12 protein-coding genes are annotated in these 14,668 nt (G+C 36.1%); 10 read left to right on the forward strand and 2 right to left on the reverse strand.

Annotation, left to right across the window (positions count from 1 at the left end):
- Positions 1-15 precede the first annotated feature (15 nt).
- Together IGI65_RS07270 and lepB are read left to right on the forward strand one after the other, a co-directional pair.
- Positions 16-1,446, forward strand: coding sequence for a S41 family peptidase (locus IGI65_RS07270; RefSeq protein WP_438773716.1), 1,431 nt, complete (start codon positions 16-18; stop codon positions 1,444-1,446).
- A 15-nt stretch (positions 1,447-1,461) separates the two neighbouring features.
- Positions 1,462-2,001, forward strand: a complete 540-nt coding sequence (gene lepB, locus IGI65_RS07275) for a signal peptidase I (protein WP_412257720.1) — start codon at positions 1,462-1,464, stop codon at positions 1,999-2,001.
- A 185-nt stretch (positions 2,002-2,186) separates the two neighbouring features.
- Here lepB and mprF read toward each other — a convergent pair whose 3' ends face one another.
- Entirely contained in the window at positions 2,187-4,763 is a 2,577-nt protein-coding gene (gene mprF / locus IGI65_RS07280) for a bifunctional lysylphosphatidylglycerol flippase/synthetase MprF (RefSeq protein WP_438773717.1), read from the reverse strand.
- A gap of 8 nt (positions 4,764-4,771) precedes the next feature.
- Positions 4,772-5,485 carry an alpha/beta fold hydrolase gene (locus tag IGI65_RS07285; protein WP_438773718.1) on the reverse strand — a complete coding sequence of 238 codons (714 nt, stop codon included), beginning with the start codon at positions 5,483-5,485 and terminating at the stop codon, positions 4,772-4,774.
- Positions 5,486-5,684: 199 nt separating this feature from the next.
- Here IGI65_RS07285 and IGI65_RS07290 point away from each other — a divergent pair, with 199 nt between their 5' ends.
- The 8 genes from IGI65_RS07290 (at position 5,685) to IGI65_RS07325 (ending at position 14,644) form a co-directional block, all read left to right on the forward strand.
- On the forward strand, positions 5,685-6,305 hold the full coding sequence (locus IGI65_RS07290; protein WP_438773719.1) for a lysozyme family protein: 621 nt from the start codon (positions 5,685-5,687) through the stop codon (positions 6,303-6,305).
- An 88-nt stretch (positions 6,306-6,393) separates the two neighbouring features.
- Complete coding sequence (locus IGI65_RS07295) at positions 6,394-7,236, forward strand: DUF368 domain-containing protein (RefSeq protein ID WP_071863774.1); 843 nt, start codon at positions 6,394-6,396, stop codon at positions 7,234-7,236.
- Positions 7,237-7,495: 259 nt separating this feature from the next.
- A complete protein-coding gene (gene dnaG / locus IGI65_RS07300; protein WP_438773721.1) occupies positions 7,496-9,361 on the forward strand; it encodes a DNA primase in 1,866 nt (621 codons plus the stop codon).
- A 24-nt stretch (positions 9,362-9,385) separates the two neighbouring features.
- The gene (gene rpoD, locus IGI65_RS07305) at positions 9,386-10,492 is read left to right on the forward strand and encodes an RNA polymerase sigma factor RpoD (protein WP_016172347.1); all 1,107 of its coding nucleotides are present in this window, start codon (positions 9,386-9,388) and stop codon (positions 10,490-10,492) included.
- 223 nt (positions 10,493-10,715) lie between these two features.
- Positions 10,716-12,626 carry a cell division site-positioning protein MapZ family protein gene (locus IGI65_RS07310; protein WP_438773722.1) on the forward strand — a complete coding sequence of 637 codons (1,911 nt, stop codon included), beginning with the start codon at positions 10,716-10,718 and terminating at the stop codon, positions 12,624-12,626.
- A 132-nt stretch (positions 12,627-12,758) separates the two neighbouring features.
- Positions 12,759-13,430 carry an AzlC family ABC transporter permease gene (locus IGI65_RS07315; protein WP_438774422.1) on the forward strand — a complete coding sequence of 224 codons (672 nt, stop codon included), beginning with the start codon at positions 12,759-12,761 and terminating at the stop codon, positions 13,428-13,430.
- Positions 13,420-13,743: an AzlD domain-containing protein gene (locus IGI65_RS07320; RefSeq protein WP_438774423.1), complete on the forward strand. Its 324-nt coding sequence runs from the start codon at positions 13,420-13,422 to the stop codon at positions 13,741-13,743. Before IGI65_RS07315 ends, IGI65_RS07320 begins: the two co-directional genes overlap by 11 nt.
- Before the next feature lie 31 nt (positions 13,744-13,774).
- Positions 13,775-14,644: a CvfB family protein gene (locus IGI65_RS07325; RefSeq protein ID WP_438773723.1), complete on the forward strand. Its 870-nt coding sequence runs from the start codon at positions 13,775-13,777 to the stop codon at positions 14,642-14,644.
- Positions 14,645-14,668: the final 24 nt, after the last annotated feature.

Consider the following 14,668-nt stretch of genomic DNA (forward strand, 5'->3'; position numbering starts at 1 on the left):
GAAAGAAGGCCCAAGATGAAGAAAATATCCCCTAAAATTTATTTTGCTTCCCTCGTAACAGTGGCAGTTCTTTTTGGCGCTGGCGGCTATTTGTATGGGACTATTCACGAATTACAAAATGAAACAGTCGCAAAAAGCAATGATGATTTAGCTCAAGTACAACAATTGTATGATGAAATAAAGGGAAGTTACTATCGGGATGTAGATTCGAAGACATTGGTCAATGGAGCGTTAAAGGGCATGACAGAGGCCTTAGATGATCCGTATACGACTTTTTTAGATGAAGAAGGATCGAGTCAATTAAATCAATCTTTATCTGATAGTTTTGAAGGAATCGGCGCGACATTGCAAATAAAAGATGAATATCCTGAAATTGCGCAAGCGCCAATTAAAGATACTCCAGCTGCTAAAAGTGGTCTAAGAGCAAATGATATCATTTTAAAAGTAGACCAAATGACTACCAAAGGAAAAAAATTAGCTGAAGTAGTAAGTAAAATTCGTGGTAAAAAAGGAACCGAAGTTGTTTTACAAATAAAGCGTGGTAACGAGACATTCGCAGTTACTTTAAAGCGAGATAAGATTCCGCTTCACACTGTTACAGAAAAAATCAGTAATGAAAATAAGCAAATTGGGGTACTACAAATCAGTAGTTTTGGCGAGAATACCGCTAAAGAACTAAAAGATGCTATCACTTCATTACGTAAGCAAGGTGCAAAATCATTTATTTTAGACGTCAGACAAAATCCTGGTGGACTATTAGATCAAGTTGAAAAAATGGCAAGTATGTTTTTAAAAGATGGTCAAACTATTGTAGAATTTAAAGACAATCATCATACTGTTTCAAAAGCAGTTGCTGGCGAAAAATTTGATCAAGGATTTAAAGTAACTGAACCGACAGTCGTGTTAGTAGATAGTGGCTCTGCTTCTGCCTCAGAGATTTTTGCGGCCGCATTAAAAGAATCTGCTAAAATACCGATTATCGGTACGACTACTTTTGGTAAAGGAACGGTTCAAACGGTTAGTCCGATTGATGATAAAAGTAGTTTAAAACTAACCGTCAGTAAATGGCTAACCCCAAAAGGTAATTGGATTCACGAAAAAGGTTTAGAACCAACGATTAAAGCTGATTTTCCTGATTATGCTTATTTAGCGCCACTACCACGGGACAAGGAATTAAAACAAGGCCAGTCTTCTGATGAAATCAAACGTCTAAATCGCTTTTTAAATGCTTTAGGTTATGATACCGCTGGAGATGTGTTTAATGAGAAAACCAAAAATGCGCTGAAAGATTTTCAAACTAAACAACATTTAGAAGTTTCACAGACTTTAAACACAGAGACTGCCGATGCGATTGAAAAACAATTAACTACGCAAATTACGAGTCATGATGAAGCGTACCATAAAGGAATTGACGTGTTGAAAAAAGAAATGGCTTCAAAGAATTAATGCAGGAGAAATGGTATGAAAAAGTTTAAAGAATATTTTTGGATGACAATAAAATATGCCATTATTGCTTTTGCAATTGCTATTTTAGTACGTGGTTTTTTACTTATTCCCGTGCCGGTAGAAGGAAATTCAATGGAGACTACTTTAAAACAAGATGATATGGTCATCATGGAAAAAATTTCCAAAATTAAACGTTTTGACGTTGTCGTTTTTCAACTAGCAAGTGGTACGACATATATTAAACGAGTCATAGCCTTGCCTGGGGATGAACTATATTATGACAACGATAAGCTTTACGTTAATGGCAAGGTCGTTTCAGAACCCTTTTTAGCAACAAATAAGAAGAACTTAGCAGATGAGGGCTCTTTTACCAATGATTTTTCTTTAGAAGAATTAACTGGGACTAAAAAATTAGGTCCGGATAGTTATTTTGTGATGGGGGATAACCGCCGTATTTCAAAAGATAGTCGTTCTTTTGGGGCGATTAAAGCAGAATCAATTTTAGGAAAAGCACGCTTTGTCTATTATCCTTTTAAACATTGGCGGATTATTTAAAATGATAGGTGACAGAAGCGATCAGCTTCAAGAAATAGGAAGTAATGTTAAGAAATTGCTACTTAAATATTTGTGAAATTTCGGGTTATTTAAGCAAAATTTGCTTTTGAAACAAGAGTTTATCGCCAAAAAACAGGTGTGACAAGATTTTTGTCACACCTGTTTTTTTTAAAATTAAATCTGGCTTAACGCTTCAAAAAGCGTTTTACACCGTGTAGTGGTGTCTTTTTATCAACTGTCCGGTTGTCAATAAATAATATTGCCAACATTACATAAGCAATCCAACTATCACGAGAGTACAAGGTATAACGAGAGCGCCATTGGCTGGCATATTTTTCTTTATAGTCTCGGAGACCTTGGAAAGAGTAAAATCGTGAACCAAATTCATACACTAGATAAGCAATACGTTCTTGTAAGAAACTTTTACGGGATTGACCGACATTTGAAAGTGGCGCCATTCCCAAATCAAAATACTGAATACCATTTTCTTGCATATAAGAAAACAAGTTAACAAACAAGAAATCCATGCTACCAGATGGCGCTTTTTGGGCATGATGACGCATCAAATCGATGGTACCAATCTCATTAGTATAGGTCGGAATAATATTGGCAAAAGAAACAATTTCACCATCGCTATTTTTGACCACTGCCATTGGTCCGCGTTGCAAATAATCTTCAGAGAAAAAGCCTAATGAAAATCCCTTTTCTTTTCGGCCGTCTAACCAACTATCAGAAATTTCTTTAAAAGTTTTCATTTGTTGGTCAGAATATGGTGGTTGTAAAACTTCAAAAGTAAAGCCATTTTTTTCAATTTTATTTAAAACTGCTCGTGTTCCTTTCATCTTTTTACCAGAGGTGGTAAAAGTATCCAATTCAACTAGTGCTTCTTCGCCCATCTTGATGAAGTCATAACCTAATTCATGCAAAATCATAACGGTTTCTTCATCTGTTTCATAAAAGACTGGTAAATAGCCCAATAAGTCTGCATCGTGAATAAATTGGGCAATCGCCGCTTCAAAATCAGCTTTATTGCCATTGGGACTACCCATCACCACATTTTTATTATTGTAAGTCGCAAACTGTAAAAAGACGGTATCATCGCTGCCGTTATTGTAGACGTAAATATTTTTATCTTTTAAATAGACCAGTTGAGAATCTGAATTTCCACCATATGTGGTGAGAATATGGCTAACTTTTGCTTCATCAAACGCTTGACCAGGCTGTTGCTTTTTCCCTTGTAAGTAACGGACAAAAAGCAAAATAAACAAAGCGATAACTAAAATTGCGACAAACCCTGAAAACCATAACTTTTCTGAAGGAAACAAGAAAAAGCTAATCGGTTTTCGGTGATGGTGGGGAAATGTAGGCAGATTGTAAATACCAATAATTAAATATAAAAGAGTTAGGCCACCGATAATAATACCGTCAACAGTTAATTGTTCCCATGAGTAGACGAGTTGTTCACGGAATAATTCAGTTTTAGATAAAATTGTAATCAATAAAATCAGACTTAAGAAAATAATTGCGGCTAGACTAAAGTCAATTAAAAACGTATAAATAATCGCGGCCACAATTAACATAATGGTCGGGAAATAGGCGCGTTTTACTCGTGAAGCAATCCCTCTACCCATAATTAACAAGCTAAATCCTAAAACGATACTAGGAAATTGCACGATAATGTGGAAGCGAAATGGATTGACGTGTTGTAACCATTTGAATTCAGAAAACGCTTGGGGAATTGTTGCCATTAGGACCATCATAATACCGGAAAAATAAAGCATAATTACTTCGATCTTATGGAAAATTTCCAATGTAAGTTGTTTGGGTATACCAGAGTAACGTACGTCCACTTTTGTCCATAGATTTTTGAAGAAAAGTGCTAGACCAATAGCAAAAGGAATCAGGTAATAAAAAATTCGATAGAGTAAAAGCCAAGCAACTACTGTTTCACGGTTGATTCCCAGATTGGATAATCCTAAAATCATCATAATATCAAAACTACCCAATGCCCCAGGAATCATGGAGACAATCCCAATAACAGAAGCTGCGATATAAAGTGGCAAGACTTGCCATAAAGGAAAAGGAACTTCCATTAAATATCCTATTGCTAGAAACGAACCGGCTACACCTGTCCACTCCAAAAAGGAAGTTGCAATTAGTTCAAGACGATACTGTTGTTTAAGTCCACCTAATAAGCCAGTCTTTTTAAAATGGGTAATGATTAAAACAACAGGGAAGTATAAGCCACCACCGATTAACCAAATCCAATACTGTTTTAAATAAGGATTAATATCAGTAAAAGTAACTAAGAAAAAGGAAATCAAACTATAAATAGAAAGGCCAGACATTAAGAAGATCAATATTTTTGATAGTGCGCTGGCGACGTCTTTTCCCTTTTGGCCTTTGCCAAAAAATTCTGAACGTAACCCAATGCTAATAAATCCTCCGAAGCCTGCGATATTGTTAATCGTATTAATTAACCAGCTCATTTCAAAAATGTAACTTTTTTTGTGATTCAAATTCAACATCTTATTTAATGTGAAATCATAGCCTACCATTGGTAAAACAGCAATCAGGCCAATAATAAACATTAAAAAGACTTTGTAAATAGGGACATCTCCCAAAGTAGCTTTTAACTGGGCGATATTAATTGTTTTGCTAATTGAAATAAGTTCACCTACTACAATAATGATAACTGCGAAAAGAAAAATTGTTTTTAAAATACTCTCATAGCTTTTTACTTTGGCAATAATTTTTTGCATATCAACACCTACTTTTCTTGTAAAAATTTGTAAACCATTTGATTGAAAATTTCCGGATGACTAAAAGCGACTGTGTGACCGGCTTTGCTAATTAAAATTAGCTGACTATTGGGTAAGAGGGCGGCTATTTTTTTGGTGTGACTGGTTTTAATGACATCACAAGTGCCTGCGATGACGAGTGTTTTGGCAGTGATCTTCTCTAAATCTATTTCACTTAACGGTAAATCATTCACCATTAAACTCAGCATGTTTTTTTGTCTTATAAAAGTAGTGCTAAAAACTCCTAAAAAAGCCAAGCTAAAATAGCCCAATTGAGTAGCCACTCTAGTTAGCCACTTTTCCCCGTTTACACGATAATTGCCGGAATTTAAAATCAGGCCTTCAACTTTTTCGGGAAAAATATGGGAAAAGACCATGGCTAGATTGGCACCATCACTAAAGCCTAAAATAGTAGCCTTAGTAAGCTTTAAAATTTCCATAACCTCTGCTAAATCACCAGCTAAAAGGCGAAAATTAAGCTCTTTCGCTTCATTATTAGAACGGCCATGACCACGCGTATCTAAAATGAGACAATCAAAATAATTGGCAAAAAAAGGAACTTGTTTTTTAAAATAGCGACCACTACTATTGTTGCCATGTAAAAAAATCAAAGGTTTACCGGCGCCATAGCGTTCATAATAGAGCTTGGTTTGATCTGTTAAAGTAATAAATCCACTTGTCATAGGCACCCTCCTTTCTTTCATTATAACGATTGGCTAAAATTATGAACAATGATATGGATAATTTTAGCCAAACAATATTGTAAGTTGTTGCCAAATATTTTGTTTTTCTAAAATTATTACCAAGAAATGGTTTTGTGATAGCCATAGAAAAAGAGAAATAGTAGTATAGAAAAATACTCAAAACGTTTGGATGGTTTTTATGTTAAAAAAAATTAGCAAGATTATTTTAAAGTGTTTAATTTTGATTGTCTTAGTAGGTATTATTTTTATTGGCTTTCGAAATTATCAAATATTAAAACAAGTCCATCAATACGATGCGATTGTTGCTAGCGCGACCAAAAAATATCAGATTTCTTCTAAAGAAAAATTAGCGCAGGCTATCATTTTTACTGAATCAAAAGGGCAAGGCTCTGACGTGATGCAAAGTTCTGAAAGTAGCTATGGTACCCAAAATAAGATTACAAATACAGACGAAAGTATTGATGCCGGTGTTAAATTTTTAGCTGCCGCTATCAAAAAAGCACAAGCACAAGACTGTGATATCTGGACGGCTGTTCAAGCCTATAATTTTGGTTTGGATTATATTGATTTTGTTGCCAAAAATGGGGGGACAAACACAGTCGAACTAGCGGAAAAATATTCTAAAGATGTTTTATCGCCAATTTTAGGTAATCAAGATAAAACGAAATACCGTTATTGGGGAATTCAGTCATTACTTTATAATGGTGGCTTTTTATACCATAATGGCGGGAATATGTTTTATGCGGATCTGGTGAAATTCAACGAAAAGAAAATCAATTGGACGAACTTTTTATTTTAGCTTGCAAGCAAAACCAAATATGCTAAACTTTAAAAGGTATTTTATTAATTGTTAAAGTTGAATTTAATCATGAGGAGTGTCTTAGAAGATGGGAAAAACAATGGCAAAAGAGGCGAAAACAAAAGATTGGCTACTTCGCTTTGTTAAAGGCATGTTTATTGGGTCAGGTTTCATCTTGCCAGGAGTTTCTGGGGGAGCTTTAGCGGCAATTTTTGGTATTTACGAACGGATTATTTCGTTTTTAGCGCACATAACCCGTAATTTTAAAGAAAATGTTTTATTTTTTATTCCAGTTGGTTTAGGTGGTATCACTGGTGTCTTTTTATTATCTTTTGTGGTGAGTTTTTTATTAGGAACGTATGAAACGATTATTTTATGGTTTTTTGTGGGGTGTATTATAGGAACAGTTCCCGCTTTATGGAAAGAAGCCGGTAAAAAAGGGCGTAGTAAAAGAGAAATTATTATTTTAGTGGTGAGTTTTACATTAGGCTTTTTATTTTTGTGGAAAGGTTCAGGTTTATTTTCTCAAGTAGATCAAAACTTTTTCACTTGGATAATTGCAGGTGGCTTAATTGGTTTGGGGATGATTGTGCCAGGACTTAGCCCTTCCAACTTTTTAGTATACATGGGGATGTATAAAGCGATGTCTGATGGTATTAAAGATTTAAATCTCAGTGTGATCATTCCAATTGGGATTGGTGGTATTATCACCGTTTTAGGCTTGTCAAAAGTGATGGATTATATTTTTAGTAAAGCTTATCCTCAATTGTTCCATTTTATTTTAGGAATTGTTTTTGCTTCGACTGTGATGATTATTCCAACGAATTATCAAGGGTTTACTTTTGCAGGTTACGCTGGTTGTGTTGTGTTGTGTCTGCTGGGCGCATTATTGGGTGCTTGGATGAGCAAACTAGAAGATCAGTACAAATAGTTGTCCTAAAATAATTTTGTTTGGCTTTTGCCAAAAAATGCTTTTGAGCTTTTGAATAGAGCAAATACTTTCTTTAGCACTTTTTTAATGAGTGTTTTTCAATTCACGGACTTTAGGTCGTAAGACTTGAAAAACAAAGAGAATATGTTAGAATATAGTTTGTATTATTGGGTCTTTTTGAAGTCGCGCTGATTTTTAATTAGTGCGATTTTTTACCGATAACAATTGTTTAATAATTTGCAGGCTGGAGGTGAATGAAGTGGCCAGAATACCTCAGAATGTAATTGATGAAATTCGGGAAAAGAGTAATATTGTCGAAGTCATTGGTCAATACGTCCAGCTAAAAAAAGCCGGTAAAAACTACGTTGGCTTGTGTCCTTTTCACGAAGAAAAAACGCCATCTTTTTCTGTCGCCGAAGATAAGCAGATTTTTCACTGTTTTGGTTGCGGTCGGGGAGGAAACGTTTTTGGTTTTGTTGAAGAATTAGAAGGACTTACTTTTCCAGAGGCTGTCGCAAAAGTAGCAGAAATTGAACAAATTCCTTTTGCTGATGAATACAAATTAAATACAACGACGCAAGTGGGCAATTCACCACAACAGGCATTAATTAAACTGCATGAAAAAGCAAAAGAAGTTTATCACCATATGTTGGTGAATACAGCTGCCGGGCAGTTAGCTTTAGATTATTTATTAGAACGTGGGTTAACCCAAGAGCTGATTGATGAGTTTGAAATTGGCTTTGCACCAAATGAACGCCAATTTTTGCAACAAGTTTTTGCTAACGAAAAAGTGGATTCCACTCTTTTAGTTCAGTCGGGACTTTTTGTGGAACGAGAAAATGGTGAATTAGCCGATCGTTTTTATCAACGGATTATGTTTCCAATTCACGATGTAAAGGGAAAGACGATCGGGTTTTCCGGACGTATTTTAATAACACCGGATTATCCAGGCGAAAACCAACCGAAGTATTTAAACTCACCGGAAACCGAATTATTTAATAAACGCCAAGTCCTTTTTAATTTTGATAAAGCCAGATCTGTAATCCGCAAAGAAAATACCGTTTTTTTATTTGAAGGCTTTATGGATGTTATTGCTGCTTGGCAATCTGGTGTAAAAAACGGAATTGCCAGTATGGGGACGAGTTTAACAAGTCAACAAATTGCAATAATCGAACGAGTTGCAGGCGAAATTGTCATTAGTTACGATGGCGACAATGCTGGATTAAAAGCAACTGATCGGGCGATAGCGTTATTAGATGAACACAGTAATTTGGATTTGGCAATTTTACAATTACCGGAAAAACTTGATCCAGATGAGTATGTTCAAAAGTACGGTAGTGAAGCATTTTATGAATTGGCTTATCATGGCCGTGAAACTGTTTTTGGTTTTAAGATGGCTTATTTACGCCAAAATAGAAACTTAAGTAACGAAAAAGAACAACTTGACTATGTAACTGATTTATTACAAGAATTGGCAAAAGTTGATTCATTACTCGCTCAGGATCGTTATCTGACTCAAATTGCCACGGAGTTTCATTTAAGTCGGGAAACACTGCAGCAACAACTCAGTGAATTCAAACAAAAACGACGACAAGAAGCTACAAAAGCACCACGGCACAATATAGCGACTGAAGATGCGCCTCAATTTGGTTCACAGGAAGTAAAATCATCAGCTATAACCCAACTGCCAAATAGACCATTAACTCAGGTCGAACGAGGCGAACAGCTAATTTTGTATCGACTCTTTAACGATAGTTCACTGTTATCGCGTCTACAACAAGCAGAGCTAGTTTTTATCCATGATGAATATCAAACGATTTATTTTATGTATGAAAACTTTATCGAGAGTTTTGGCAACTTTTCTTTACCTGATTTTCTCGATTATTTAGCAGAAACGGCAGTGAAAAATAAAGTGATTGAAATTGCCTATCTTAATGTACCGCAAGATTCTTCTGAAGAGGAGATAAAAAGCATTTTGCGTTTATTCCAAAAGGCACGCATTGCTGAAAAAATTAATCAAAAGAAATTTATGCAGCAAGAAGCAAGTCAATTGGGCAATATGCAGCAGGCATTAGAGTTGGCAGTTGAAATAATAGATTTAACCAAACAATTGCAGCAAGCTTAATTACACAAAGGGGGCCTTCTTTTCATGGCAAAAGAACAAAAAACAGAATATGATAAAGCGGTAAGTGCCTTTATCAAAGAAAATAAACCCAATGGCCAAGTCGTTTACGACGAATTGTCCAATAAATTGGCCACACCTTTTTCATTAGATGCTGACGCAATGGACAAATTAATCCAAAAAGTTGAAGATGCTGGTATTAGTGTCGTCGACGAAAATGGCGAACCGTCTGTTCACAGCTTAAAGAGCAATGAAAAGAAAGCAGAAGCAGCCAAACAAGAAGACTTGTCCGCACCAACAGGGGTAAAAATAAATGATCCTGTGCGTATGTATTTAAAAGAAATTGGTCGCGTACCACTTTTAACGGCTGAAGAAGAAGTTGAACTAGCCTTAAAAATTGAAGAAGGCGATCAAGAAGCAAAACAACGCTTAGCTGAAGCAAACTTACGTTTAGTTGTTTCCATTGCCAAACGTTACGTTGGTCGTGGAATGCAATTTTTAGATTTAATCCAAGAAGGTAACATGGGATTAATGAAAGCAGTAGAAAAATTCGATTACCGCAAAGGTTTCAAGTTTTCTACTTATGCGACTTGGTGGATTCGTCAAGCGATTACTCGTGCAATTGCTGACCAAGCCCGGACAATCCGAATTCCAGTTCACATGGTTGAAACGATTAACAAGTTGATTCGAATCCAACGTCAATTACTACAAGACCTAGGACGAGAACCAACACCTGAAGAAATTGGCGCAGAAATGGATTTGCCAACTGAAAAAGTACGTGAAATCTTAAAAATTGCCCAAGAACCCGTTTCATTAGAAACGCCAATTGGTGAAGAAGACGACTCTCATTTAGGTGATTTTATTGAAGATCAAGAAGCAACTAGCCCAGCAGAACATGCGGCTTATGAACTCTTAAAAGAACAATTAGAAGATGTTTTAGATACTTTGACAGATCGAGAAGAAAATGTGTTACGTCTTCGTTTTGGTCTTGATGACGGTCGTACCCGGACGTTAGAAGAAGTCGGAAAAGTCTTTGGGGTTACCAGAGAACGGATTCGCCAAATTGAAGCAAAAGCATTGCGGAAATTGCGCCATCCATCTCGCTCGAAACAATTAAAAGATTTCTTAGAATAATATCAAGCTGTTACGCTGTTTTATTGGCGTAACAGTTTTTTTAATTTCTTTAAATTTCTATTTTAAAAGCTATTTATGAATTTTGACTGACTTCAATTTTCTTAATAAAATCCTAACTTCCTATCCTAAGCGGAAACGTTTATAATAGACTAGATAGTTTGGCAGAAATTTTGCCAGCTAATGCGAAATCAAAGTTTTATGCAGAAAGGAAGCAAGAAAAACAGTGATTAACAAATGTCCCCACTGTGGGTTTGAGCCTCTTGATGGTCAAATGGTTTGTCCGCGTTGTGGTGAAGAAATAAAAGAAAATATTGCCGGAAAACTTGCGACGATTAAAGAAAACAATCTTGATAATAATGATTCAGTTAAATGGTCAGATTTTAAAGATGTCTCCATTGGTTCTGTGATGGAAGAATCACTAAATGAAGCGACAAAAGAAGATGATCTAGCGGATGTCAATCCTATTTTAGCTGACTATATTAAAAAGCATAAAGATGACTATGAAGAACCTGAAACGCCTAAACTAGGAGATGTTGCTGAAAAAAGTGAAACGACAACTGCAGCATCTTTAGAACCTGATCAGCCTAAATCATCACCAGAAATTGTAGCTGGAGAAGAAAATGGCAATAGTGTAGATAATGATGAAAAACTAAATGAAGAGACTGATCCTGCAAAGTCAGAACCTGTTGAACCTGAGATAACAGCAGTTGAAGAAGAACCTTCAAATGAAACGAAGATAGCAGCACTAAATGACCAAGAGATAATTGATAGCTCTGCAACTAAAAATGAAAGTATCGAAAATGAAGCAACTGAAGAGCAAGAAGCAATGGATGATCCAATCGATTCAGCTAGTATAAGTCAAACAAACACACCAGCTGATAAAGTTGATGATGAGACGGCTAGTGATTCTGAGTCTTTGGTTTCAAATCCTGCTAAGACAGCTAATAGCTCAAAAGAAGAACGTGTATCAGAAATTGGTAATACAACAAAAGCTCCCCGTAAAAAATGGCCATTTGTGCTTTTGGCAACTGCAATTATCTTAGGTGGTGGCGGCTATGGCTATTATGTTCACGACCAAAACGTTAAAGCGCAAGCTCGTCAAGAACAACAAAAAATAGAAGCGCAAGAAACTAGTATCAAAGAAAAACTCGCAGATTTTTATACGGATACAAGTCATCAATTTATTAAAGCTGATAAAACAAACACACAACTTGAAGACTTAACTAAAGAAGTAAATGAGTTGAAAAAGAAAGCCAATACTGCTGGGACAAAAGAGCAGCTAACGGATTTAGCTAATGAAATCAATAGCCTTCAAGAAAAAATGACGATTGTTGCAGCGGTAAATAACTTATTTGAAAGTCCTGTCGTCAATGGTTCACAAGTAAAAACAACGGTTGCAATTAAAGGAGACGATGTAAACGTTGATCCTTTAACTACAGATGACGAATTTTCTAAAGCCATTAACAACGTTATTAGTGATGCCAAGTCACAATTAAACGACTTGAATGCCGCTAAAAAGGCAATGGCTGTCATTTATGCCGATGACAAAGTCAAAGACAGCGTATCACGTCAACAATATCAAACGGCTCAAAAAGCCGTAGCAAAATTATTTGATGGAGTTCAAAAGAAAACTTTAACGGAAAACTTGAAAAAAGTTGATGACACTCTAACGAAAAAAGAAGCTGCCGCAGCAAAAAAACAACAAGAAGCCCAAGCAGCAGCTGAACAGCAAGCAACAGAACAAGCGGCAAAATCACAAAGCGAACAACAAAATAATAGTTTGCCGGCAGAAGCTTCACCTAATATGCATCCAAATAATAATAACGAACCTATTATGGCGACAAATCCTAGCGCTGTGGCAGATACTAGTAATCCAGCTTGGGTTTGGAATGCCGGAATCAAAGAAAAAGTCATTCAAACATGTATTGATCGAGGCTATATCGTAGCAGGTGGTTATTATTTAGAGCCTGTGACGATTGAAAATGGCGAAGGATATTACAATCTATTTGCTACAAATACTAAATCTTCTTTATTAAAAGGAATTTCTGAAAAAGCGTTGCCTTATTACATTGTTACGATTAATTGTAAAACGGGTTATTTCCGTGGCAATGGCAACGACCATACGATTAGATAAAAGAACGAATTTTATTTATTTTCTGACGCTTTCTTGTCAGTCCCTCTTTTTTTCGTTATGATTAAAAGCAAACGAAAAGAAGGGGGTATTTTTTTGGAAGAAACACAGCGCTATGAAAGTTTCCAAGATGGAATGAAAGCCTGTATACCAACTATGTTAGGTTATCTGGGAATTGGTTTTGCCGCAGGCGTCGTGGAAAAAGGGGTTGGCCTTTCGCTGCTTGAAATTTTACTATTATCTTTATTAGTTTATGCTGGTAGTGGACAATTTATTATTTGTGGCTTATTAGCTATTCATGCGCCAATTTCAACTATCATTTTGACCGTCTTTCTGGTCAATTCTCGCCATTTTTTGATGAGTCTATCTGTTACAAATTATTTTAAACCATATTCTATCTTAAATAATATTGGAATCGGCACGCTTTTAACCGATGAATCTTATGGTGTGCTAACTACAGCCCTCCAAGAAAAACGCCCTCTAACAACGCATTGGATGCATGGCCTGAATATAGCGGCTTATCTTACTTGGGTGCTAGCAAATATTACGGGTGGTTTGTTGGGACAATTTATTCCAGATCCTAATCGTTTTGGATTGGATTTTGCTTTAACTGCGATGTTTTTAGGTTTATGTCTGTTTCAAGTTGAATTACCCCTGAAGAAAAGAACAACGCAAACGTTACAAGTTTTAGTGAGTGTCTGTATTACTTTAATTGTATTTATGCGCTTTACTTCTGCTGAAATTGCAGTAATTGTGGCGACTTTAATTGGTTGCTTAGTTGGGACGGTGACGCATGATGATCAGTAGTAATGTACTTATTCTTATTTTAGGCTGTAGTATTGTCACTTGGGTTCCCCGTATTTTACCTTTTCTTCTCGCCAAAAAATTAATATTTCCCCCCAAAGCGGAAATATTTTTGTCTTATTTACCCCTTTGTATTTTATTTGCGCTGTTAATTCAGAGCCTGCTTCATTTTAGAGCAGGAAATTGGCCGACAATTAAAGGTGCAGAAGTACTTGCCAGCATCCCTGCTTTAATGGTAGGTTACTATACGAAGGACTTGATGAAAATTGTAGTTGTCGGAATAATCGCAATTGCTTTAATCCGTCTTGTTATATAGTTTAGCGCAAAGCGCAACAAGGAGAAAAAATATGAATGATTTATTAGCTACTATTATTACTGGTATGGTCATAGATGAAAATGACACAGCCTATTTTATCCAAAAAAACGGCGTTACCTTTCGCTTGCCAAAAAGTGAAGGTGAACATCAATTAGGTGAAAGCGTCACAGGATTTGCTTATCAAAACCAACGTCATGAAAATGCCCTCACTACTGAAATCCCCAAAAGTCGGCAAGGACATTACGCTTTTGCAACAGTTATAGCTTCAAGACGAGATTTGGGCGTTTTTGTTGATATTGGCTTACCAGATAAAGAAATCGCCGTTTCACTTGATGAATTGCCTACTTTAACAGAATTATGGCCGAAAAAAGGGGATCGACTATTGGTTGCTCTACGGGTCGATCAAAAAGGACGTATTTGGGGCACTTTAGCAGAGGAAAAAGTTTTTCGTTCCATGAGCAAAAAAGGAAAAGAAGAACAAAAAAATCAAAATATTACCGGTACTGTTTTTCGCTTAAAAATTGCCGGAACTTATATTTTAACCGAAGATTTCTATCTGGGCTTCATCCATCCTAGCGAACGTTATCAAGAACCGCGTCTAGGAGAGGTAGTTTCAGGGCGTGTAATTGGGGTTCGTCCAGATGGTGTTTTAAATGTATCTCTTAAACCTAGAGCGTATGAAGCGATTAGTGACGATGCGGAAATGCTTTTAGCGTATTTACGCCGAGCAAAAGAAAATAAAATGCCATACACCGATAAATCGGATCCTGAAGCAATTAAGGAAATGTTTGGTATTAGTAAAGGCCAATTTAAACGGGCAATGGGACATCTCTTAAAAGCAAAATTAGTTGAGCAAAAAGACGGTTTTACTTATCTAATTGAGAAAACAGACCTTGTATAATTCTTGCTTTTTCCTTATAATAAG

The sequence above is a fragment of the Enterococcus sp. DIV0755b genome (genome assembly GCF_051713765.1).
GTDB lineage: Bacteria > Bacillota > Bacilli > Lactobacillales > Enterococcaceae > Enterococcus_C > Enterococcus_C canintestini.